Origin of the sequence: Sphingorhabdus sp. (assembly GCF_050921905.1) — a bacterium.
In the GTDB taxonomy this organism is placed as follows: domain Bacteria; phylum Pseudomonadota; class Alphaproteobacteria; order Sphingomonadales; family Sphingomonadaceae; genus Sphingorhabdus_B.
In genome coordinates this window covers 203,420-226,200 of the sequence record NZ_CP050888.1, presented here as the reverse complement: position 1 = coordinate 226,200, position 22,781 = coordinate 203,420, and the positions used below count along the sequence as shown (strand labels likewise).

Genomic DNA, 22,781 nt, shown 5'->3' with positions numbered 1-22,781 from the left:
TTGGCGGTTTATACGCAGTTAGGGCCGCAGCAGGTTGATGCATTGCTGGCGCATTATGACGTCGGCGCGCTTGTCGCGTTGAAGGGCATTGCGGAGGGCGTCGAAAACAGCAATTTCTTCGTGCAAACAACGCAAAGCCGCTTCATCCTGACCCTGTATGAAAACCGCGTAAACCCCGACGATCTGCCGTTTTTCTATGCCTTGCTCAAACATTTGCATGATGCAGGTTGTAAGGTGCCACAGTTTATCACGGATCGTGATGGCCAATGGCTGCAAACGGTCGCGGGACGGCCGGCTTGCCTTATAGAGTTTCTCGATGGCGTATCCATTACCGAGCCGACGGCAGCACAAGCCCATTCGACCGGTGCGGCATTGGGGCATATGCATAAGGCGCTGGCCAATTTTACTTTGTCGCGGCCAAATAGTCTTGGCATTTCGGCATGGCGGCCATTGGCGATGCGTTGCACGGCGGAGGGCCTTGAGGCGATTGCGCCCGGCCTGTCAGCGCGGGTGTTTGCCGAGTGCGATTATCTGGAGGCGCATTGGCCAACCGATTTGCCCGTCGCGGCGATCCATGCCGATCTGTTTCCGGACAATGTCCTGATGCTTGGCGACTATGTCAGTGGCTTGATCGACTTCTACTTCGCCTGCACCGAAATCCGCGCTTATGACTTGGCGGTGACGCACAGCGCATGGTGCTTTTCCGGTGATGGCACCGTTTTTGATGCAGAGGTGAGCGCCGGCTTGCTCTCAGGCTATACCGGTTGCGTGTCCTTGGACGCAGCAACGCGGCAAGCCTTGCCTATATTGCTGCGCGGGGCATGCCTGCGGTTTTTGTTAACGCGTTGCTATGACTGGATCAACACGTCGGCAAATGCGCTTGTGACGCGCAAAGACCCGCTGGCTTTCCTGCGCCGACTTGATTTCTACAGCGACAGCACACAGGTTGAAAACATGTTGGGGCATTACTCTTGAAACAGCTTGAAATTTTCACCGATGGCGCTTGCAAGGGCAATCCCGGGCCCGGCGGTTGGGGCGCTGTGATCCGTTATGACAAGCATGAGAAAGAAATTTCGGGCGGGAATCCCGATACTACCAATAACCGGATGGAGCTTTCCGCCGCGATTGAAGCGCTCAAAATCCTGATCGAGCCGTGCCATGTCAAATTATACACGGACAGCAAATATGTCCTCGACGGGATCACCAAATGGATCCACGGCTGGCAACGCAATGGGTGGAAAAACGCATCAAAACAGCCCGTCCGCAACGCAGATTTATGGCATGACCTGATTGAAGCGGTTGCCCGTCATCAGGTCGAATGGATTTGGGTGAAAGGGCATAATGGCCACCCCGAAAATGAACGCGCCGACCGGCTGGCGAGTGACGCGGCGGAGGTTGCGGCGCAGCGCTAAAGAAAACGCGCTGGCGAGTAGATAGCGGCATTCACATTCTGCGGCGCGGCGATAGCTGCATCCAACAATGACCCGGCAAGCTGTGCTGCGGCAGGTGCAGTTTGGATGCCAAAGCCGCCCTGCCCTGCAAACCAGAAAAACGCATCGTTCGCCCCATCGCGGCCAATGACAGGCAACCGGTCCGGCGCGAAACTGCGCAGCCCGGCCCATTTATGTTCGACGCGCTGAATGCCCCAATCGACCACGGCCTGAAGCCGGTCAATGGCGGTGGCGACGTCCAGTTCCTCCGGCGCGGCGTCGCAGGCCGGGGTTGCGGTTTCGTCATGCGGGCTGAGCCACAGGCGGCCGCCCGCATCGGGTTTGAAATAGAAACTGCCGTCCAACCCAATGACCAAGGGCAAGTCCGCCGGAACAACTGGTGACACGACCAATTGTGCGATGGTACGGCGATAGGGTTGGATTCCCAAGGGCCGCACCTGCGCCATTTGCGCGACTTCATCGGCCCAAGCGCCCGCCGCGTTGATGAGGATATTTGCCGAACAGTTGAAACTGCCAGCCGAAATCTGCCATACCCCATTTTCGTATTTTGCAGCGTTCAGGCGGCTATTGCAGTGTAGCACCGCGCCTTGTCTTTTTGCTTGGCGCAAATAGGCGGCGTGCAAATGAGCAACATCAATATCGCAACAATCTGGTTCCCAAAGGCCATGCGTCCATGCGCTGCGCAGTCCGGGGACATAAGTTGCCACTGCGGCGCGGTCGCTGACATCGATATGCACGCCGCTGGCCGCAAATTCGGCGAGCATATGGTCCGCCATCGCCGTCTGATCCGATGTACCGATGTGCAGTGCGCCGCGCGTGTACATTAATGGGCCGTCATGAAAATCCGCGGGCGGCGCGGCCAAAAACGGACCTGACGCCGTGGTAAGCGGCTGAACCTTGGGGCCGCCATAGCATTCGACCCAGAATGCGGCTGATCGGCCCGTCGCATGATAGCCGGGATGCGCCTCTGTCTCAATCAACACCACCGATGCCCGCGCGGACAATATCGCCGCAAGGCTTGCACCAGCAATGCCAGCGCCGATAATGGCAAAGTCAAAGTCGCTCATTTTCGCGGTGCGTTGGCTTCCAAAAAGCTATCGATCCGCGCAAGGCACTGGTCACGCACGGGATCCGCCTCCCGCAACAATTCATGCGCGGCCTCTGTGCCGAAGATTAATGTTTCGGCATGTGGCAGGCGTTTGCTGTCGGCAATCACGCGCGGGGTGCTAACCAATTGGTCGCCGGTGGTCGCGAGCAGCAGGATGGGTGTCTTCACCGCCTCCAACAGACCCGGCGCTTCCAACATGCGGATCGACGCAATTGCGCGTTCGATCCAATGCCAGCTTGGCGGCCCCAATTTGACATTGGGGCGCAATTTCCACCACGCGATTTCGTCTTCGTAACGATCATCATCATGCGTCAACATTTTGCCACGCATCGCCATGGGCGACATGGGCTTCTCGCTGACTTTCCATGCGGCATCCTCGCCCCTGCCGATTTTGACCATCAACTTGGCAAAAGCATGGTTCAGGGCCAGCGGCAGACCGCCGGTTTGAATGCCCAACATCGGCGCGCTCAGCACGACAGCGTCAGGGTCAATCGCCTTTTCCACCAAAGCACGCATGGCCAAATGCCCGCCCATGCTATGCGCCATGACGACAACCGGGCCGGGATTTTCCTGTTTCCAAGCGCTCCAAAAAAACCGCAGATCAGAAATCCAAGTGCCGAAATCATCGATATGACCCACTTGCGGGTCAGCCAATAACCGCCCGGATTCGCCCTGCCCGCGCCAGTCGATTGCCGTCACGCGCCAGCCGGCATCGGCATAATATGCCAGCGTCTCCAGATATTTTTCATAATGGTCGCCGCGGCCCGGCAGGAACAATAACGACCCGCGCGGCGGGTTTGCGCCTTGCCAATCAATGCGGCGAATGGCCCATTGGTCGGCGGCATGCCAAATGCTCTCCACTGCGTCAGCAGGGATCATGCGTCGGTTCATAGCTGTGTTTGTCACGTGCATGCTTACCTTTTGGCAATCTTTCATGGTTAATCCCGGACGGATGACCAATGAACCGATCATCTACTTTACCCTTATTGGCTTGGCAATTGCGCTGTTGGTGTCGATCTACACCGACATCCGATACCGGCTGATTTACAACAGCGTGACGCTCGCCATTGCGTTGGGCGCACCTGTGTATTGGTTCGCGAGCGGAGGTTTCGGCCTGCCTGAAACCGGTATCCATATTTTCACAGCCACGCTCACCTTCGCGATCTTCGCCGCTGCGTTCCATTTCGGCGCAATGGGCGGCGGCGATGTAAAGCTTTTTGCCGCCTTGGCGCTGTGGTTTCACTGGATAGATGTCATCCGGTTAATTTTATATGCGTCAATAATCGGGGCATTTGTTACTCTGATTTTTCTACTCATTCACAACATAAAACAAGAGGATGGCCATGCGCGCATCCCCTATGGCTTAGCCATCGCTACCGCCGGGTTGAGGATAGCTGGTGAACAGATTTTTAACCATTTTACATGAAGTAACAGTTTCATTCACGGGACCACTCAGGGGACAGTTTGTCATGGATAGGAAAAGAGTCGTATTGTTGGTGGCTGCGTTACTCATTGCAGCAATCACCGCCTTTATGGCGCGCAGCATGTTCACCGGCGCTTCGGCACCGCAAGCTGCAGCAGCTCCAGTGCCAGCATCAACAGGGCCAAAGGTTCTGGTCGCAACGCGAGCGTTGCCTCCCGGCACGCTGATCACCGCAGACAGCGTTCGCTTCCAGCCATGGCCAAAGGAGCTGGTTCAATCGGCTTATTTCAAAGAAGGTGACAAGGGTGCATCGATTGATGGTCTGGTTGGCACCGTTGTCCGCAACGCCGTGACTGCAGGGCAGCCACTCACGCAAGGTTCGCTGGTAAAGCCGGGTGATCGCGGCTTCCTTGCTGCGGCGCTTGGTCCTGGCATGCGCGCTGTTACGGTGCCTGTATCGGCACTGACGGGCGTTGCCGGATTTGTCTTTCCCGGCGACCGCGTCGACCTGGTCCTGACACAGAATGTGAACGCCAGCAGCGGCCCTCCATTGAAGGTTTCGGAAACCATCGTGCGCAACTTACGCGTGCTTGCAACCGACCAACGCGCAACGCCAACGCTGGATGAAAAGGGTAACACGGTTGTGACTGAATATAAATTGGTTACCATCGAAGCCACACCGCGCATCGCAGAAAAGATTACCGTTGCCCAATCCATCGGTACCATCAGCCTGTCCTTGCGCGCACTGACGGACAATGCGGCCGAGCTTGAGATGGCCATGGCGTCCGGCGAGGTTAGCATTCCCCAAGACGCAACCGCAGAGGATGAGCAAGCCATTATGCGGCAGGTCGCCCAGCGCCCGTCCGCAGGCCGCAGCACCTATGCCACCGGCGGTGATGTCTCACGCTTCCAACGCAGCAGCGTGCCCGCGCAAATGCCCATTGCCGTCGCCGCAGAAGCAGCGCGCACGCAAAAGCAAGTCGAGAAAATCATGAAGGGTCCTGTGGTCCGTGTGTCGCGTGGCGGCAATATGACCGAAGTCGACATTAGCCGGAGATAACAACATGGCACGTTTTACCAGAATACAGTCGGCCTTTGCCGCTATCGCCATGACCGCTGCTTCGTGCACTTCGGCCTTGATGCTATTACCTGCAACAGCCGCAGCGCAATCCGCAAAGGACGGCAGGCTGATGATATTGTCCATCGGACGCGGTCAACAGGTCAATCTGAGTTCGAACATCACGGACGTCGTGGTTGCTGACCCCGCCATCGCCGATGTCGAAGTCAAGTCGGGGCACCAAATCTACATCTTGGGCAAAGGCCCTGGCGAAACCACCGTCTTCGCCACGGATGCGGCAGGCCGCAATATCTTTCAAGCAACCGTCCGCGTCGGCAGCAACATGGACTCGATTGCGCAAATGCTGACAATCGCCATGCCAGAATCGCAAATCGTCGTCACCACGATGAACGGCGTCTTGCTTCTGACCGGCACAGTAGGTCAGCCCGAATCGGCACCCGAGGTGGTTCGGGCGCATCAACGATTGCGGCATCGCTGGCATGGACATTTTCGCAAGGTCAAGGCCACCAAACGGGTTTGCTTGATCTGGACATCCATTTCGGCACTGCGGCATTGGCGATGGATCTGGAGCCGGGCCGCGGCCTGACCGATGCCATTGACAACCCAAGCCGGATCGACGCCCTGTTCATCGAACGCGCAATGATTAAGGCCAATGACCGGCTTTCGATATTGTCCGCCGAAGCGCCAATGAACAACCCCGTCCTAACCGATGGATCGGCATTATTCCAGTTACAGGAAGAATTCCGAGGGGCGTTCGAAAACACAGTTATAGACCTGCCACGCAGCATGTTGATTGCCTATCCGCATTTGATGCATGACGTGAACATCGCCGTCGTCGCGACCCAATTGACGCTCGCGTCCGCGCGGGACAGCATCCGCGTGCTGGCGTGGCTGAAACAGAATGCACCCCACTGCAAAGTGCTGGTCGTAGCCAATAATGTGCAAAGCGCGGTCGTTGAAATCACGCGCAAGGATTTCGAAAGTACGATTGAACGCAAGATTGATCTCATGCTGCCTGCCGACCCGAAGGCCATGGCGCAAGCCGCAAAGCTTGGCAAACCGGTGGTCGAGGCCGTGCGCAGCAGTAAGTTGTCATTAGGCATATCGGCGCTGGCTGAAATGATTGCCGGAAGTAGCGCGGAAACGGCTGAGACCGATGCCGCTGCGACCAAAGTTAAAGCAAAAAAGTCGGCTTTTGCCGGTTTCAAAAACATGTTGAAAAAGAAGTAAGCGGGCATCCGCCCAAGGGCATAATGACAGAGCAAACAACATGCAGACATTGATCATAGGCACAGGGATAATCCTGATTTTCGTTTTGCTGGCTATTGGGTTTATGGGACCAAATGCGAGCAAGTCGACAATGCGGCGGTTGAGCGCGGTTAAGATGCGGCATTCCGACAGTGCCGATACCCGCGTTGAACTACAAATGCGTAAAGCTGTGGCCGCGCGCCGTCCGATGATATTTCTGGATGGCCAGCAAATCAGCCGCTTGAAAAAATTGCGCCTGCGGCTTGCGCAAACCGGCAAAAAATGGACGTTGCAGCAATATCTATATGCGTCGGGCAGCCTTGCTTTTCTGGTGATGGCTGTGTTCTGGCTGCGCGGTGCACCTTTGTTTTTGGCGCTGTTTGCGGGTCTGCTGATCGGTGCGGGTCTGCCGCACATGGTGGTCAACTCCTTCATGGCGCGGCGGATCAAGAATTTCACAACAAGTTTCCCCGACGCCATCGAATTGTTGGTACGTGGGTTGAAATCAGGTCTTCCGGTTGGCGAGACGATTGGCGTTGTGGCACGCGAAGTACCCGGACCAGTCGGCGAAGAATTCAAAATGGTCACGGAAAAAATCAAAATCGGCAAAAGCATGGAAGATTCGCTTCAGGAAACCGCCGACCGTTTGGGGACAGCGGAGTTCCAGTTTTTCGTCATCACCCTTGCCATTCAGCGTGAAACCGGCGGTAATCTTGCCGAAACCTTGGCCAACCTTGCCGAAGTTTTGCGCAAACGTGCGCAGATGAAGCTAAAAATACGGGCGATGTCGTCAGAATCCAAAGCGTCAGCCTATATTGTCGGATCGCTGCCATTCTTTGTCTTCGGCATGGTCTGGGTGGTGAACCGGGAATATCTGGCTGGCTTTTTCTCTGAACCGCGCCTGATGATCGCCGGCCTTGGCGGCGCATTATGGATGTCCATTGGCGCCTTCATCATGGCCAAGATGGTCAATTTCGAAATCTAAGTTGGGAACAGGACAAGAAACATGACCAATGCGGCTGGACCTCAACTGATGGGCATCGACATATTGTGGGTCGCCACCTTGCTTTCCGCAGTGGCTTGCATGGCGGTGCTGATCGCAATTTACTCTGCGGTCACCGTGCGCGACCCTATGGTAAAACGCGTCAAGGCGCTGAATGAACGGCGCGAGCAATTAAAGACCGGGATTACCGCAACCACGTCCAAAAAGCGGGCGAAGCTTATCCGCAAGACCGAAACGACGGACAAGATGCGGCAGCTTCTGTCCAACCTGCAAGTGCTTCAGGACGATCAGGTTAAGGCGGTGCAGCAGCGGCTGGCGCAAGCGGGTATTCGCCGTAAGGAATTAGCCGTGACGGTGATCTTTTGCCGCATGATGCTTCCCATCATTATTGGCGGCGGCGCAGGCATTTACATTTACGTCTTGGACGGCGTTCCTGATTGGGGCGCGTTCAAAAAATTCGGTGCGTTTTCTGCCGCCGCTATCCTGAGTTATAAGGCGGCAGACATCTACCTTACCAACTTGGTAACGAAACGTACCCTCGCCATTCGTAAGGGCCTGCCCGATGCGCTCGACTTGTTGGTGATCTGCGCCGAGGCTGGCTTGACCGTGGACGCCGCTTTTAACCGCGTGGCAAAGGAATTAGGCCGCGGCTATCCCGAATTGGGTGACGAATTTGCCCTCACCGCCATTGAGCTTGGGTTTTTAACGGAGCGCCGGGCGGCGTTTGAAAACTTGGCCTATCGCGTCAATCTTGATTCGATCCGGGGCGTGGTCACAACCATGATCCAGACCGAGAAATACGGGACCCCACTGGCTTCGGCGTTGCGGGTGTTATCCGCAGAATTCCGGAATGAACGCATGATGCGCGCCGAGGAAAAGGCCGCACGTTTACCAGCTATAATGACCGTCCCACTTATCCTCTTCATTCTGCCGACATTGTTTATCGTTATCCTTGGGCCTGCTGCCTGCTCGATCAGCGACGCCTTCTCGAAACAACAATGACGCAGATGACGAAGGGGTGGCCTTTTGGCCGCCCCTTCAACTTTTACGGACGGTCTGCTCGATAGCGCCAAAGATACTGTGTCCGGCATTGTCGAGCACTTCAATCCGCACAACATCGCCGTCCTTCAGGAATGGCGTCACCATGTCGCCCGTCTGGATTTTCTCGACCATGCGTACTTCGGCCAAACAGCTATAGCCAAGGCCGCCAGCGGCGACGGGCTTGCCGGGGCCACCATCGGCGTCACGGTTGGAAACTGTGCCCGAACCGATAATCGACCCTGCCCCGATATTGCGCGTCTTGGCGAGATGCGCGATCAAGGTTCCAAAATCAAAAGTACAATCGTCCGAAGCCACCGCGCGTCCAAATGGCGCGCCGTTAAGGTCAACATGCAATGTGCGGTGCAGCTTTCCACCCTGCCAATGGTCCGCAAGGCTGTCCGGCGTGACGAACACGGGCGATAAAGCGCTAGCGGGTTTCGATTGGACAAAGCCAAAGCCCTTTTCCAACTCGGCGGGAATGAGGTTGCGTAACGATACATCGTTCACAAGGCCCACCAGCCGGACATAAGACAAGGCGTCCTGCGCCGATGTTCCTTGCGGCACATCGCCAGTTACGACGACAATTTCCGCCTCAAGATCACATCCCCACGCCTCGTCGGCTAAGGGAATGTCGTCGCGGGCACCCATGAATGCATCGGAACCGCCCTGATACATTAACGGGTCATGCCAGAAGCTATCGGGCAGGACAGCGCCCCGCGCCTTGCGGACCAATTCGACATGATTGACATAAGCCGAACCGTCCGCCCATTGATAGGCGCGCGGCAAAGGTGCGGCGGCGTCATGTTCGTGGAAACGTTCGCGCGGAATGACGGCATGTTCAAGATCGGTCGCAAGCGCTTGCAATCTGGGCGCAAACTCTTCCCAATCGTCAAGTGCGGCCTGCAATGTCGGGACGATGTGCGCGGCGTCGGCATACCAAGCAAGATTGTCCGAAACGACAACCAGATGTCCGTCACGGCCCGACTTCAATGATGCAAGTTTCATTATCTTTCTCCGGCTTTTGTCCTTCATGCAACGATATTGCAGTTGCGGCAACCACAACTCTGCGTTTAGACATAGCAACATGGCATATAAAAACGCCAAATTGCGGTTGGTTCAGGCAGGAGCGATGGCGCTTTCGCTGCTCGTCACCGGCTCTGCCTTTAGCCAGCAACAGAATTTCAACACCGTCGAAGCCGCAAAAAACGGGTGGTTTGCGGAACAGAACCGGTCAGCAACCTGGTATTTGGCGCAGCATGAGAGGATGGCGCGCGCTATCTCCGCGCTGCAACCGCAAAGGCCGGGTGTCGTTGACGCCTATGTGCTGTCCATTGGCCTCGATTCCGACGCGGTCTTTGCGCGCGAGTCGGCTGAAGCCGCCAAAATATTGGAGCGGCGTTATGGGGCGGCTGGTCGCACGGTGTATTTGGCCGCTGGCGCAGATGATAAAGCCACAGGCGCACCGTAAGGGTCGCCTTCAAACCTCGCCACTGCCATGGCTGCCATTGCCGGCAAGATGGATAGGAAGGAGGATGTCCTCATCCTGTTCGCCACCAGCCATGGGCACCCTGTGTCGGGCCTTGCCTATCGTGACAGGGAAAATGCCGCGGGCATGATAGCGCCGCAACGACTGGCCGACTTGCTCGACGGTATCGGCGTCAAACGCCGCATGGTCATGCTATCCGCCTGCTATTCCGGAATTTTCATCCCGCTGCTGACCAATGATCAGACCGTTATCGTGACTGCGGCATCATCGCAACGCCCTTCATTTGGCTGCACACCGAGTAATGACTGGACGTTTTTTGGCGATGCATTGGTGAACCACGCCTTGCGCAAACCGCAGAAATTTGACGCCGCTATTGCCGAAGCCACCGGGCTCATTACACAATGGGAAGACGCGTTGGAATTGAGGCCATCGCGGCCGCAGGTTTTCATAAGCGAGAATGCACGGATCTGGTTGGACGTGCTGGAGAATAAGATGCCCGCAACCGCCAGTGCGAAGGTCGGACGTCCCGCGATATCGACCGATTGAAATAGCTGCGAACTTAGCCGAGCTCAACGACCCGCGCGCGCAATTGCGCCAACATCGCCTCCAGCAACTCCGCCTCGCCGCTGCCTAATATCTTCTCAAGCTCGGCCTCTAACGTCAAAGCCTCTGGCACAATTTGTTCATACAAATCGCGTCCGGCTGGGGTGAGCGCCAGATGATGTGAACGACCATCCGACGTGTTCGGCACACGGCTGATCAGGCTGCGCTCCTCCAACGCCTTGCATGCGCGGTTAACGGTGACCTTGTCCATTGCGGTTGCCGCAACCAATATCCGCTGCGTCGCCACATCGCTTTCGCCCAACAGTGCCATTACGCGCCATTCCGGCACCTTTAGCGCAAATTTGCCACGATATGCCCTCGCGATCAGGTTACTGACCGCGTTCGATGTGATGGATAATTGATAAGGCAGAAACGCACCGAGCGTCAGTTTTTTTGTAGGCATCAGTCGGGCTTCACTTGGTCAGGATGCGCCGCAGCAAAAGCCGGCAATGCGGTCAGCGCGGCATCCATCCGCAATAGCTTGGGAAAGGCATCCATCGGCGTAGCCAAGCGGCGGGCATTCGCCATTTGCGGGACAAGGCAGACATCGGCCAAATTCGGCAGGTCGCCGCCGAACAAGCCATCTTCTGGGGCCATTGCCTCCAACGCCGTAAAGCCTTCGATTATCCAGTGCCGGTAATATTGGTCCACCGCCTCTTGCGACTGGCCCATCTGGTCCTTCAGATATCGCAGGACGCGCAGATTATCGATGGGATGTATGTCAGCAGCGATAATCAGCGCCTGCGCCAATGTTTTTGCCCGATCTGCCGGGTTTGAAGAGACCATCGCGGGATCGGGATATTGTGCATCCAGATAGTCAATAATCGCCAGGCTTTGCGTCAGGTCATGCCCGTCGATGGACAGCATCGGGACAAAGCCCTGCGGATTGCGCGCCACATAATCGGGCGCCCTTTGGGCATTGTCCAGCAGGCTGATTGGCACGCGCGTATACGGCACATTTTTGAGGTTCAGCACGATGCGCACACGATAGCTTGCGGACGAACGCCAGTAATCGAACAGGATTATTTCACTCATGCGTTAGGTAATTAGCATGACACTGGTAAAAGGCAAAAGCATTGCGGCTTGCCTATTCCCCGTTTATGTTGTTTTTCAACGCAAAGGACCAAATATGCACTACGCTAAAACATGGATGATCGCAGCCGCAATATGCACGGCTATTCCGGCGCAAGCCGCCGCGCCAATTTCCGGGCGCTGGGTCACGCAAAGCAAAGACGGCGTGGTCGAAGTGTACGAATGTGGCGCGGCATTATGCGGGAAGCTGGTCAAATTTCTAGTCACCCCGCCAGCAGGTGCAGGCGCGAAGGATGTGAACAACCCCGACAAAAAGCTGCGCAACCGAACGATATTGGGTATGAATGTCCTGACAGGATTCAAATCAAATGGCAAAGAATGGAAAGGCCAGATTTACGATCCGAAATCGGGCAGAACCTATCGTTCGATTGTCTATAAAGGCGCATCGGGCAATCTGGTCGTCAAAGGATGTATCGGGCCCATTTGTCCGGCGCAGCAGACATGGACGCCGGCAAGTTAGGCCGCTTTGGCAGCGCAGATTATGCGCGTAATTTCCATCCAGAGCGCAGCAAGAGATAGCAGATAAGCCCCAGCACAGAATTGAGGCCCAATAACAGCAAAGCGCCAAACACCAGCGGGCTATCCGCGCTCCCGATAAAGCCATAGCGGAAGCCCGAAATCGCGTAGAAAAACGGGTTGGCGTGGCTAATCGCCTGAAAAGTAGGTGACAATTTATCAACCGAATAGAAAGTGCCAGACAGCAAAGCGGCTGGCGCAACAATGAAGTTGCTGACTGCAGCGGCGTGATCGAACTTTTCCGCCCAGATCGACGTCATGACCCCGATGAGCGCGAGCATCATGGACCCCATCAGCCCGAACCACAAAACCGCCCAAAAATGAACCGGCGTGACATGGACGCCGGGCCAGAATAGCATGGCGAGCCAGATCGTTGCGCCAACCAGAAACGCCCGCGTCACCGAAGCCGCCGTGAGCGCGACCAAAACCTCCGCGTTGGAAAGCGGCGGCATCAGATAATCAACAATCGTGCCCTGAATCTTGCCCACCAACAGCGAGAAGCTCGAGTTTGCAAAAGCGTTCTGCATCATGCCCATGATGATCAGGCCAGGCGCGATGAAGTCGGCGAACGACACGCCCAACACGGTCGGTTTGACCGAGCCCAAGGCGACAGTGAAGATGATCAGATAGAGCAGGGTCGTGATGGCAGGCGCCCACACCGTTTGCATCTGCACCTTAAAAAAGCGTCGGACCTCTTTCATATACAAGGTTTGCAGGCCAACCCAGTTTACATTGCGGATATGGCGTTCGCCGTCGGGCAGTTGCACAAGGGGGTTGGCCTCCCTATCTTGGCCAGTGTTGCTTTTATGGTGGATAGTCATCGCGCAATCGACTATCGGCTTGCAGCGATAACCGCAAGACGCAATCGCGTCATTCGCGTGGCAAATAGAACTCGTTATTGGAAATGCATTTATGTCGTGGACCGACCAGCGGATTGATCAGTTAAAGGCGCTTTGGGACAAAGGCCTGACCGCAAGCCAGATTGCAGACGAACTGGGCGGCGTCAGCCGCAATGCCGTTATTGGCAAGGCGCACCGGTTGGGCCTGAAATCACGCCCTTCCCCTGTGAAGTCGAACGACGCGGACAAAAAAGCTGCGCCGAAAAAGGCAGCACCGGCGCCAGCAAAGGCTCCTGCCGCCGCTGCGCCAGCGCGGCCACGTTCCTCCGCACCGGCCGCTGAACCCATTGCCCCCGTGCGCGCAGATGACGATATCGCAGATGCGCCCGCACCGCGCGCGTCGGCGATGCCGCGTATCGTATCGATTGGACCCGGCGGCTTTATGCGTCAGGGTCCGGGCGATCAACAAGCGCCGATCCCACCTGCCCCGCCACGCCGCCTTGTGCCCGCAAAGCCAAGCCGCGAAATGGCGGACAAAACGTCCTTGCTCGATTTGAACGAGCGTATTTGCCGCTGGCCACTTGGCCACCCGGGTGAGGCGGATTTCCATTTCTGCGGTGTGCCGGTAAACCCGGGCTTTCCTTATTGCGTCGAACATTGCGGCCGTGCCTATCAGGCGCAGCTTCCACGCGGTGTGCGCCGCCCCCCTCCACCCATGCCGTTCGGTGGACCACGGGTTCGTTAAGGGCCGGAAACGAAATATCCACAGGCGATTTTCAAAGCTTTGTGCTCGTGCTTGCGCGGGTGACTCTCCCGTGCCTATAGCATGCACATGACCGATGACCTGTTCGGCGGCAGTGCGGCCGCCACCGCTGCATCCAATGATTATACCGCTTCTGCGATTGAGGTGTTGGAGGGGCTTGAGCCTGTTCGCCGTCGCCCAGGCATGTATATTGGCGGCATCGACGAACGCGCGTTGCACCATCTGGCGTCCGAAGTGCTCGACAATTCAATGGATGAGGCTGTTGCCGGCCACGCCAGCCGGATCGAAGTGCATCTGGGTGTCGGCAACCGCCTGACCATCACCGACAATGGCCGTGGCATTCCAGTCGATCCTCATCCGAAGTTCCCCGACAAGTCCGCACTTGAGGTCATCCTCACAACCTTGCACTCCGGCGGTAAATTCACCGACAAGGCCTATGCGACCTCCGGCGGCCTGCATGGCGTGGGTGTGTCGGTCGTCAATGCGCTGTCAACGGACACTTTAGTCGAAGTCGCGCGGAACAAGCAGCTCTATCGCCAGCGCTTTTCGCAAGGCCTTCCGCTCGGCAAACTGGAGGAATTGGGCCCAACGCCGAACCGGCGCGGAACAACGATTGCCTTTACACCCGACCACGAGATTTTTGGCGCAGACGCAAAGTTCAAACCCGCAAGGCTGTTCCGTCTCGCGCGGTCAAAGGCTTATTTATTTGCTGGTGTCGAAATCCGCTGGCGCTGCGATGTCGAACTGGCCAGCGACGATGTGCCCGCCGAAGCGGTGTTCCAATTCCCCGGCGGCCTGTCCGACCATTTGCGAGAGCAGCTTGGCACCCGTGCCTGCGCCACGACCGAATTTTTCGCCGGGACGCAGGATTTTCCCGACGCGCAAGGCCGCGTCGAATGGGCCATTTCGTGGCCGTTATATTCGGACGGTTCCTATAGCTGGTATTGTAACACGATTCCCACGCCCGATGGCGGCACGCACGAGGCAGGCGTTCGTGCCGCGCTGACCAAGGGCCTGCGCGCCTTTGGCGAATTGATTGGCCAGAAAAAAGCCGCGCAGATTTCGGCAGAAGACATTTTCAACGAAGCCGAATTGATGTTGTCGGTGTTTATCCGAAACCCGCAATTCCAAAGCCAGACCAAGGACCGCCTGACCTCGCCTGAGGCCACGCGCCTTGTCGAAAACGCGGTGCGCGACCATTTCGACCATTATCTTGCCGACAATATGGAACGCGGCAAGGCATTGATGGGCTTCATCCTTGAAAAAGTCGATGACCGCTTGCGCCGTAAGGCCGAGCGTGAAGTCAAGCGCAAGACCGCGACCTCAGGCCGTAAGGTGCGCTTACCCGGCAAGCTGACCGATTGTGCGTCGGACGACCCGACCGGCACCGAATTGTTCATCGTCGAAGGCGACAGCGCGGGCGGCAGCGCAAAGCAAGCGCGTGACCGCAAGACGCAGGCGATTTTGCCAATCCGAGGTAAAATCCTCAACGTCGCATCGGCCACCGCCGACAAGATCCGCGCGAACAATGAAATCGCCGACCTGCAATTGGCGCTGGGCTGTGGCACGCGCAAGGACTGCAACCCCGACAATCTGCGCTATGAACGCATCATCATCATGACCGATGCAGATGTCGATGGCGCGCATATCGCGACCTTGCTGATGACATTTTTCTTCCAAGAAATGGCAGAGATCGTGAAGGCCGGGCATCTGTTCCTCGCCCGCCCGCCGCTCTATCGCCTGACGCATGGCAGCCAAAGCGTCTACGCCGCCGATGACGCCCACCGCGCCGAATTGGAAGCGACGGTGTTCAAGGGCAAGAAGGTCGATGTTGGCCGGTTTAAGGGCTTGGGCGAAATGAACCCGAACCAGTTGAAGGAAACCACAATGGACCCGGCGACCCGCTCGCTGATCCGCATCACCTTGCCGCATGAATATGAACGCCGCGCGGTGGTCAATGACCTGGTCGACCGCCTGATGGGCAAAAATCCGGAGCACCGGTTTAACTTCATTCAGGAAAACGCCGCGCAGTTGGATGAAGATACGATCGACGCGTGATAGGAGGCGGGTGTCTTCCGACGAGCATCACCCTGAACATTCCCCCTCGTCACCATGAACATCCCCCATCGTCACCCTGAACACTCCCCATCGTCACCCTGAACACTCCCCATCGTCACCCTGAACTTGTTTCAGGATCCATTGCGTCTTTCAAGGTCCGCCGTGGCCGCACGATAGACCCTGAAACAAGTTCAGGGTGACGACGATTTATAACATTAGGATGACGCCCTCACTTCAAAACATAAGGATGACGCCCTCACGGTGCCGACAACGCCTCTACCAGCGCCCTTACCTTTTTCTGCCGCCATTGCGGCAAGGGTGCGACCAGCCAATAGGCTTCATCGCTTTCTTTCGCATTATCGACCGCACGGACTTTTCCGCTCGCAATATCCGCCTCGGCCAGCAGGAATGGAACAATCGCCCTGCCTAGCCCAATCGCAGCGGCATCAATGGCGAGGCCGGCGTCGGCCAAACGCAAAGCGGCAACGCCCTCTGCCACCGGGCAATTGGGCCAGCTAATCGGGGTTTCTGCCCCGCCCTGTGGCGCGGCGACGGTGACATAAGCGCCCGCCGCAAGGCAGATGCCTTCATGTTCCCCCGGCCCAGTGGTCAGGCGGATCGCGAGGTCAAGATTAGCCTCGGTAAAGTCAATATTCTCGTCCGCTGCAACCAAATTAAAGCGCGTATCGGGGTTGGCCTTGCTAAAGGTCGCCAGCCGTGCGGCGAGCCATTTGGCGGTGAAATCACGCGGCGCAGCAATGGTCAGCGTATTGGACGACTGCCCCGCCTGCATCGCACGGACCGATTCTTCGAATTGCAGGAACCCGGCGCGCAGGGCATCAAGGCCGTTTGCCGCTTCGTCCGTCAGTTCAAGCCCCTTGGGCGTGCGGCGGAACAGCACGACGCCCAACATATCCTCCAGCGCGCGGATTTGCTGACCAACAGCGGCAGGTGTGACCGCGAGTTCGTCGGCAGCCTTCGTAAAGCTCAAATGCCGCGCCGCAGCGTCAAGCACGCGCAGACCGTTTAGGGGGAGATGGGTGCGTTTCATGCGCGTAGGCTCATCGCGCCGTAGCTGGGGCCACCAAAGTGAAGCGGGGGATTTCCACCAAGAACGTCGTCCCGTCCTCCCGCACGAAGCGGTATTTGCCTTCCATCGTGCCACTGGGTGTCGGCAAGGGGCAGCCGGAAACATAATCATGGCTCTCACCGGGACGTAAAAGCGGCTGTTCGCCCACCACGCCGTCGCCATCGACATGGCTGATCGTGCCGCGACCATCGGTAATCCGCCAATGCCGAGTCATCAATTGCACAGGCTCATCACCCACATTTTCGATGCGGATATGGTATGACCAGAACCAACGTCCTTGAGCGGGCGCGGATTGTTCCACCAAAAAATTGGGCGAGACGCGGACGGTAATGCCATCGGTCGTCGCGCTGGCGGCAAAAAAGGAATCGAGGATACTGCTCATAAACCAGCGGCCTTGAGTGCCTGATCTAAGTCTTCGATCAAATCCGCCGGGTCTTCCAAACCGACATTGATGCGGATCAAACCTTCGCCAACGCCCATCGCTTCGCGGGCTTCGGGGCCCATGCCGTGATGCGTGGAGGATGCCGGATGGCACATCAGGCTGCGTGCGTCGCCAATATTGTTCGAGATGTCGATCAACTGAAGTCCATTTAACAAGGCATGCGCTTGTTTACGGCCACCATCGACCGAAAAGGCGAAAATCGGCCCGCACGCCTTCATCTGCTGCATCGCAAGTGCATGTTGCGGGTGGCTTTCAAGGCCGGGGTGCATCATGTGCGGCACGCGGCCCTCAAGGAATTTACCGACGACAAGCGCATTTTCCGACTGCCGCATGGCGCGCAGTTCCAACGTCTCAAGCCCCTTGTGCACCACCCATGCGTTAAAGGGCGACAGGTTTGGCCCCGTGTTGCGCTGAAACGGCAACAGCACGTCATCGATCCATTGTTGCGAGCCGCACACTGCGCCGGCCAGAACGCGGCCCTGCCCGTCCATCAATTTCGTCGCGCTATAGGCGACAACGTCGGCGCCAAAGTCCATCGGGCGTTGCAACACGCTCGTCGCAAAGGCGTTATCGACGACGGTGGTGATGCCATGTTCTTTCGCCAGTCCGCAGACATAGGCCATGTCGACAATGTCCATCGTCGGATTTGCCGGCGTTTCAAAGAAGAACACTTTCGTATTCGGCTGAATAGCTGCCTTCCACGCATCATTATCGCGGCTGTCGATTGTGGTCGTGCTGATACCCCATTTGGGCAGCAAATTGTCCGTTAGCCAGCGGCACGATCCGAAGGCCGCGCGCGCGGCAACGACATGATCGCCCATTTGCAACTGGCACAATAACGCCGTGGTCATCGCCGCCATGCCCGAGGCTTGGACCCGGCATGCCTCTGCCCCCTCCATCAACGCAATGCGTTCTTCGAGCATTTGCACCGTCGGGTTCTGCAACCGCGAATAGGTCATGCCATCCTGTTCACCGGCAAAGCGCGCAGCAACGGTTTCAGCATCGTCATAGGTAAAGCCCGACGACAGGAACAATGCCTCCGACGTCTCGCCATGCTCACTGCGCCAAGTGCCGCCTCGCACCGCTTGCGTGGCGGGACGCCAATGCTTGGTAATTTCGCGATTCTGGCCTGTAGTTTTCTTCATAAGTTCGCTTTTCGGGGAGAGCAGGGTTCAGGTCAAGGCGGCAAGCACCGCATCACCCATTTCGCTGGTCGAATATGTGCCACCAAGATCGGGCGAACGGGCACCAGCCGCGAGTGCTTTGGCGACCGCCGCTTCAATACGGTCGGCCTGCTCCGGCAAGCCCAGCGAGTAACGCAGCATCATCGCCGCCGACAATATCGTCGCAAGCGGGTTGGCCTTGCCCTGCCCCGCGATATCGGGCGCGCTGCCGTGGATGGGCTCGTATAAGCCCTTCTGGGCGGCGTCCAGCGAGGCGCTAGGTAACATGCCAATCGAGCCAGCGCACATGCTGGCCTGATCAGACAATATGTCGCCGAACAAATTGCCCGTCACGATCACGTCAAACTGGCCGGGGTTGCGTACTAATTGCATCGCGCAATTGTCGACATACATGTGGGTTAAAGCGACTTCGGGATATTCGGCATGGGTTTCGATGACGACATCGCGCCACAATTGGGACGTTTCAAGCACATTGGCCTTGTCCACCGAGCAGAGTTTCCTGCCCCGCGCCATCGCGGTATCAAAGCCGACGCGGGCGATGCGGCGAACCTCATCCTCATTGTAAGACATGATATCATAGCCTTCGCGCTTGCCGTCGGCGGTTTTGCGCATACCCTTTTCGCCGAAATAAACATCGCCATTGAGTTCGCGGACGATGACCATATCAATTTGTGACGCGACTTCGGGTCGAAGCGCGCTGGCGTCGGCCAATTCGGGAAACAATGTGGCGGGGCGCAGGTTTGCGAACAAAGATAGTTCCTTGCGCAGGCCCAATATCGCCTGTTCTGGTCGCAAATGCCGTTCGAGCGCGTCGCAATCCGGATCACCCACTGCACCAAATAATATCGCATCCGCGCGCTTGGCAAGCGCGAGCGTGTCGGCCGGCAAAGGATGTCCGGTCGCCTTATAGGCTGCACCGCCGACGAGCGCTTCTTCGAAGACCAGCCCGTCGTTGGCAAGCGCATCCAAAACGCGGCGTGCTTGCGTAATGACTTCGGGGCCAATTCCGTCCCCAGGTAACAAGGCAATGAGCATTCGAACTGTCCTCTAATTTTCTACCGTCACCCTGAACTTGTTTCAGGGTCCATTTCTCGTCACAAGCCGCGGGCTATTGGGCACGATGGATGCTGGAGCCGCAGGCGTGCAGAGCACAAACCAGTTCAGCATGACGAAGCTGAAATGGCAGAATTTCCCCTGCCAACAGCCGCGCGCTTATGCAACTCTGTTCGCAATAAACATCCCGTCGCCCCAGCGCAGGCTGGGGCCTATGTCGCATTGCCGAAAAGCACTGCGCCCGAACGAGAGACGAGATAGGCACCAGCCTGCGCTGGTGCGACGGTTTTTTATGATGTTGTAGCGGCCATCACACCGCCGCCCTTTTCAACCGCTCCACGAGCCGTTCGCGGGCGACCATGACATCGGCGCGGCGGTCGCCCAAGACATAAGCGACCAGCCGCTTACGGGTCTGCGCCATCATTGCGACGGGCGCGCTGTCGCTATCATGTTCTTCGGCATAGCCTAGTTCGGCCAGCAGCAAACTCTCATATTGTGCCACTGCCCCAGCCCACACCCTGGCCGCTGGCGCCAGCTCGATGGCGGATAGCAAACCGTCCGCTGCGCTATGGACACGCGGATAAGGCACACCCTCCGCCAAAGTCGCTGCGGTTAGCGCCGTGACCCAGTCAATCGCGGCAATCGCCAATGGTTCGCTTAACAAATGTGCACGGCTGTGCAAAGGTTCGGGCGTCAGGCGCGCCAATTGTCCGGCGATGCGCGTCCGCCATTCGCCCTTGATGACATTGCCGGGGATGAGGACTGGCCGCAATTGCCGACCACGCGCGCCCGCGACATAGCCCGCAATCATGCCGTAATCTGAGGTAAAGCCGCGCACAATGGCGCCTGTTTCGCCATGGTTGCGGACCGCGCAGATGATGGCAGATGCCGAAATATCCATGCGCCCTCATGCCAAGACTGCGGCGCGAGGGGAAGCTCTATCCTGCGTCCGCGCTGACCATGAATAAGGTCACACCGGCATATTTTTCGGCGGCAGGTTCAAACGCAGCATCAATTTCAAATGGCTGGTCCGTCAGTTGCAGTTCGTTGAGCCCCGATAAATGGAAAGCGCCGATCTTCTTATCACGTCGCGCCACGCCATGTTTTTCCAATATGACAGCATCGGTGAACACGGCATTGTGTTTGGAATACAGGACATGCGGGGCCAGCTTCATCGGCACATTGTTATACACCAGGGTGACACATTTTTTGAGCGCTATCGCTTCAAGCAACAGTTGATTGTTCGTCATGACATGACTCTATCGAACCTACCCCGCCATGCAATCAAAATAGCGGCGCAGAGTTTCGCTACTGCCGACATCACCCGTTGCTGTGATAATAATCATAGACCGTCTGTGCGACGGCGGCAGATACGCCGGGGGTCTTTTGCAAATCCTCAAGGCTGGCATTACGCACGGCGCGGGCGGTGCCGAAATGCATCAATAGCGCCTTTTTGCGCGACGGGCCAATGCCCGGAACTTCGTCAAGCGGACTGACGGTAATGGCCTTGCTGCGTTTCGCGCGGTGCGCACCAATGGCAAAGCGGTGCGCCTCATCGCGCAGCCGTTGCAAATAAAACATGACGGGCGCGTTGACGGGCAAGGTAAATTCGCGGCCATCGGGGAAGTGGAACATCTCGCGGCCCGCGTGACGGTCAGGGCCTTTGGACACGCCGATAAAGGCAACATCCTCAACGCCCAGTTCACGCACGATTTGCATGACGGAGCTCATTTGCCCCTTGCCACCATCGATCAGGACAAGATCGGGCCAGTTTTCATCGCGTTCGGGTTCAAAATCCTCCCCGGCACGGGGAGGATTTACGAGCCGCCCAAAACGCCGCGCCATGACTTCGCGCATCATGGCGAAGTCATCACCCGGCGCAGTGTCAGGGTTTTTGATATTGAACTTGCGATATTGGCCCTTGATGAAACCTTCTGGCCCGGCAACGATCATCGCGCCCAGCGCGTTTGTTCCCTGAATATGGCTGTTGTCATAAACTTCGATTCGGCGCGGCGCTTCGGGCAATTCGAACAGGTCAGCCACCTCTTGCAGCAATTTACCCTGCGTGGTGCTCTCCGCCAGCTTGCGGTCGAGCGCTTCTTCGGCGTTGCGCGTCGCTTGTTTAACCAAGCGCGCACGGTCGCCGCGTTGCGGCACGCTGATTTCGATCTTGCGTTCGGCACGTTCGGACAAGGCTTGCGCCAACAAGTCTGCCTCGCCCAGTTGCCGATCAAGGAAAATGGATTTTGCAGGGGGTACATCCTCATAAAATTGCGCGAGGAAGCTGGTGAACACTTCGTCCTCGCTTATTTCGGCAACATGCGCGGGGAAGAAGGAGCGATGCCCCCAATTCTGCCCGCCACGAATGAAAAATGCCTGAATGCCCATCACGCCGTTGCGATGTGCTAGCGCGAAGATGTCCGCGTCGCCCACGCCTTGCGCGTTGATCGCCTGCGACCCCTGAATGAAGGTAAGCGCCCGAAGCCGGTCGCGGACCATGGCAGCGCGTTCGAAATCGAGAGCCTCGGCGGCGGATTCCATTTCCTTGGCCAGCTTCGCTTGTACAAAGGAGGATTTGCCGTCGAGGAAGGATTTAGCGTCTGCGACAAGACTGCCATATGACGCGTCGTCAATCCGGCCGACACACGGCGCGGAACAGCGCTTGATCTGATACAATAAACAAGGCCGGTCGCGATTGTTGAAGAAACTGTCAGTGCAGCTTCGCAGCAAAAACAATTTTTGCAGCGCGTTCAGTGTTTGGTTGACGGAGCCAGCGCTAGCGAACGGGCCGTAATATTGGCCCTTATGCCGCCGCGCACCGCGATGTTTTTGAATGCGAGGAAATTTATGGTCGGCGCGCAGCAGAATGAAGGGAAAGCTTTTGTCGTCACGCAGCAGCACGTTGTAAGCGGGGCGGTAACGCTTGATGAGTTGCGCCTCAAGCAACAGCGCCTCAGCCTCGCTGTTGGTTGTGACAATGGTCATGGACCGCGTCAGCGCCACCATCCGGCGCAAGCGGTTGGGGAGCCGGTCAATCTGCACATAATTGCCAACGCGATTCTTTAAGGCGCGCGCTTTACCAACATAAAGCACGTCGCCGCGCGCATCGTGCATGCGGTAGACGCCAGGTTTGAGCGGGAGGGTTTTAAGGACATTTCGGATCGCGGCGATGCCGGTGTCGAAATCTGGCGTGTCCGCACCGCGCACCGCATAGGTCGCCTTTTCCTCGCTAAAGCGGGAGGCTGCGTTGGGTTGGTCGGGGCGGTCGGCTTTGGACATGCTGCCTGCCATGTAGGCGGAGCC

At 57.3% G+C, this 22,781-nt stretch carries 26 protein-coding genes; 13 read left to right on the top strand and 13 right to left on the bottom strand.

Annotation, left to right across the window (positions count from 1 at the left end; genetic code table 11):
• Window positions 1-975: a homoserine kinase gene (gene thrB / locus HEQ18_RS01120; RefSeq protein ID WP_432815187.1), complete on the top strand. Its 975-nt coding sequence runs from the start codon at window positions 1-3 to the stop codon at window positions 973-975.
• Complete coding sequence (gene rnhA, locus HEQ18_RS01115; RefSeq protein ID WP_397602785.1) at window positions 972-1,412, top strand: ribonuclease HI; 441 nt, start codon at window positions 972-974, stop codon at window positions 1,410-1,412. Before thrB ends, rnhA begins: the two co-directional genes overlap by 4 nt.
• Here rnhA and HEQ18_RS01110 read toward each other — a convergent pair.
• Together HEQ18_RS01110 and HEQ18_RS01105 are read right to left on the bottom strand one after the other, a co-directional pair.
• Complete coding sequence (locus HEQ18_RS01110; RefSeq protein ID WP_432815186.1) at window positions 1,409-2,518, bottom strand: NAD(P)/FAD-dependent oxidoreductase; 1,110 nt, start codon at window positions 2,516-2,518, stop codon at window positions 1,409-1,411. The genes rnhA and HEQ18_RS01110 overlap by 4 nt on opposite strands.
• Window positions 2,515-3,438, bottom strand: a complete 924-nt coding sequence (locus HEQ18_RS01105) for an alpha/beta fold hydrolase (protein ID WP_432815185.1) — start codon at window positions 3,436-3,438, stop codon at window positions 2,515-2,517. The genes HEQ18_RS01110 and HEQ18_RS01105 overlap by 4 nt, the downstream gene beginning before the upstream one ends.
• Here HEQ18_RS01105 and HEQ18_RS01100 point away from each other — a divergent pair.
• The 6 genes from HEQ18_RS01100 to HEQ18_RS01075 are packed head-to-tail and all read left to right on the top strand — an operon-like array spanning window position 3,437 to window position 8,313.
• Entirely contained in the window at window positions 3,437-3,985 is a 549-nt protein-coding gene (locus HEQ18_RS01100) for an A24 family peptidase (RefSeq protein ID WP_432815184.1), read from the top strand. The genes HEQ18_RS01105 and HEQ18_RS01100 overlap by 2 nt on opposite strands.
• A gap of 43 nt (window positions 3,986-4,028) precedes the next feature.
• Window positions 4,029-5,042 carry a Flp pilus assembly protein CpaB gene (cpaB, locus tag HEQ18_RS01095; protein WP_432815183.1) on the top strand — a complete coding sequence of 338 codons (1,014 nt, stop codon included), beginning with the start codon at window positions 4,029-4,031 and terminating at the stop codon, window positions 5,040-5,042.
• Window positions 5,043-5,046: 4 nt separating this feature from the next.
• Window positions 5,047-5,646 (top strand): pilus assembly protein N-terminal domain-containing protein, encoded by a 600-nt coding sequence (locus HEQ18_RS01090; protein WP_432815182.1) that lies wholly within the window; start codon window positions 5,047-5,049, stop codon window positions 5,644-5,646.
• On the top strand, window positions 5,577-6,290 hold the full coding sequence (locus HEQ18_RS01085; RefSeq protein WP_432815181.1) for an AAA family ATPase: 714 nt from the start codon (window positions 5,577-5,579) through the stop codon (window positions 6,288-6,290). Before HEQ18_RS01090 ends, HEQ18_RS01085 begins: the two co-directional genes overlap by 70 nt.
• 40 nt (window positions 6,291-6,330) lie before the next feature.
• A complete protein-coding gene (locus tag HEQ18_RS01080; protein WP_432815180.1) occupies window positions 6,331-7,293 on the top strand; it encodes a type II secretion system F family protein in 963 nt (320 codons plus the stop codon).
• Between the two features lie 21 nt (window positions 7,294-7,314).
• Complete coding sequence (locus HEQ18_RS01075; protein WP_432815179.1) at window positions 7,315-8,313, top strand: type II secretion system F family protein; 999 nt, start codon at window positions 7,315-7,317, stop codon at window positions 8,311-8,313.
• Between the two features lie 36 nt (window positions 8,314-8,349).
• On the opposite strand, the gene HEQ18_RS01070 is transcribed toward HEQ18_RS01075, so the two are convergent.
• The gene (locus HEQ18_RS01070) at window positions 8,350-9,357 is read right to left on the bottom strand and encodes a fumarylacetoacetate hydrolase family protein (protein WP_432815178.1); all 1,008 of its coding nucleotides are present in this window, start codon (window positions 9,355-9,357) and stop codon (window positions 8,350-8,352) included.
• A 79-nt stretch (window positions 9,358-9,436) separates the two neighbouring features.
• On the opposite strand from HEQ18_RS01070, the gene HEQ18_RS01065 reads away from it, so the two are divergent.
• Both HEQ18_RS01065 and HEQ18_RS01060 read left to right on the top strand, forming a co-directional pair.
• Entirely contained in the window at window positions 9,437-9,820 is a 384-nt protein-coding gene (locus HEQ18_RS01065; protein WP_432815177.1) for a hypothetical protein, read from the top strand.
• A 27-nt stretch (window positions 9,821-9,847) separates the two neighbouring features.
• Entirely contained in the window at window positions 9,848-10,384 is a 537-nt protein-coding gene (locus tag HEQ18_RS01060; RefSeq protein ID WP_432815176.1) for a C13 family peptidase, read from the top strand.
• A gap of 13 nt (window positions 10,385-10,397) precedes the next feature.
• Here the strand turns inward: HEQ18_RS01060 and HEQ18_RS01055 are convergent, their stop codons facing one another.
• Window positions 10,398-10,844: a MarR family winged helix-turn-helix transcriptional regulator gene (locus HEQ18_RS01055; protein WP_432815175.1), complete on the bottom strand. Its 447-nt coding sequence runs from the start codon at window positions 10,842-10,844 to the stop codon at window positions 10,398-10,400.
• Window positions 10,844-11,476 carry a maleylacetoacetate isomerase gene (gene maiA, locus HEQ18_RS01050; RefSeq protein ID WP_397604418.1) on the bottom strand — a complete coding sequence of 211 codons (633 nt, stop codon included), beginning with the start codon at window positions 11,474-11,476 and terminating at the stop codon, window positions 10,844-10,846. The genes HEQ18_RS01055 and maiA overlap by 1 nt, the downstream gene beginning before the upstream one ends.
• Window positions 11,477-11,570: 94 nt before the next feature.
• Between maiA and HEQ18_RS01045 the strand changes: the two genes are divergently transcribed.
• Window positions 11,571-11,993: a DUF2147 domain-containing protein gene (locus tag HEQ18_RS01045; protein ID WP_432815174.1), complete on the top strand. Its 423-nt coding sequence runs from the start codon at window positions 11,571-11,573 to the stop codon at window positions 11,991-11,993.
• A 19-nt stretch (window positions 11,994-12,012) separates the two neighbouring features.
• Here HEQ18_RS01045 and HEQ18_RS01040 read toward each other — a convergent pair whose 3' ends face one another.
• Window positions 12,013-12,870: an ABC transporter permease gene (locus HEQ18_RS01040; protein WP_432815173.1), complete on the bottom strand. Its 858-nt coding sequence runs from the start codon at window positions 12,868-12,870 to the stop codon at window positions 12,013-12,015.
• Between the two features lie 91 nt (window positions 12,871-12,961).
• On the opposite strand from HEQ18_RS01040, the gene HEQ18_RS01035 reads away from it, so the two are divergent.
• Both HEQ18_RS01035 and parE read left to right on the top strand, forming a co-directional pair.
• Complete coding sequence (locus tag HEQ18_RS01035) at window positions 12,962-13,633, top strand: GcrA family cell cycle regulator (RefSeq protein ID WP_397604416.1); 672 nt, start codon at window positions 12,962-12,964, stop codon at window positions 13,631-13,633.
• Window positions 13,634-13,720: 87 nt separating this feature from the next.
• On the top strand, window positions 13,721-15,709 hold the full coding sequence (parE, locus tag HEQ18_RS01030; RefSeq protein ID WP_432815172.1) for a DNA topoisomerase IV subunit B: 1,989 nt from the start codon (window positions 13,721-13,723) through the stop codon (window positions 15,707-15,709).
• Between the two features lie 256 nt (window positions 15,710-15,965).
• On the opposite strand, the gene HEQ18_RS01025 is transcribed toward parE, so the two are convergent.
• From HEQ18_RS01025 to uvrC, 7 genes are all read right to left on the bottom strand, one after another.
• A complete protein-coding gene (locus HEQ18_RS01025; protein WP_432815171.1) occupies window positions 15,966-16,760 on the bottom strand; it encodes a LysR family transcriptional regulator in 795 nt (264 codons plus the stop codon).
• Between the two features lie 10 nt (window positions 16,761-16,770).
• Window positions 16,771-17,181: a Co2+/Mg2+ efflux protein ApaG gene (gene apaG / locus HEQ18_RS01020; protein ID WP_296199014.1), complete on the bottom strand. Its 411-nt coding sequence runs from the start codon at window positions 17,179-17,181 to the stop codon at window positions 16,771-16,773.
• Window positions 17,178-18,386, bottom strand: coding sequence for a trans-sulfuration enzyme family protein (locus HEQ18_RS01015; protein WP_432815170.1), 1,209 nt, complete (start codon window positions 18,384-18,386; stop codon window positions 17,178-17,180). The genes apaG and HEQ18_RS01015 overlap by 4 nt, the downstream gene beginning before the upstream one ends.
• A gap of 27 nt (window positions 18,387-18,413) precedes the next feature.
• Window positions 18,414-19,460: a 3-isopropylmalate dehydrogenase gene (gene leuB, locus HEQ18_RS01010; RefSeq protein WP_432815169.1), complete on the bottom strand. Its 1,047-nt coding sequence runs from the start codon at window positions 19,458-19,460 to the stop codon at window positions 18,414-18,416.
• 328 nt (window positions 19,461-19,788) lie between these two features.
• Window positions 19,789-20,379 carry a DNA repair protein RecO gene (recO, locus tag HEQ18_RS01005; protein WP_432815168.1) on the bottom strand — a complete coding sequence of 197 codons (591 nt, stop codon included), beginning with the start codon at window positions 20,377-20,379 and terminating at the stop codon, window positions 19,789-19,791.
• 37 nt (window positions 20,380-20,416) lie between these two features.
• Complete coding sequence (locus HEQ18_RS01000; protein WP_397604410.1) at window positions 20,417-20,728, bottom strand: hypothetical protein; 312 nt, start codon at window positions 20,726-20,728, stop codon at window positions 20,417-20,419.
• Between the two features lie 70 nt (window positions 20,729-20,798).
• The gene (gene uvrC / locus HEQ18_RS00995) at window positions 20,799-22,757 is read right to left on the bottom strand and encodes an excinuclease ABC subunit UvrC (protein ID WP_432815167.1); all 1,959 of its coding nucleotides are present in this window, start codon (window positions 22,755-22,757) and stop codon (window positions 20,799-20,801) included.
• Between the last annotated feature and the right edge of the window lie 24 nt (window positions 22,758-22,781).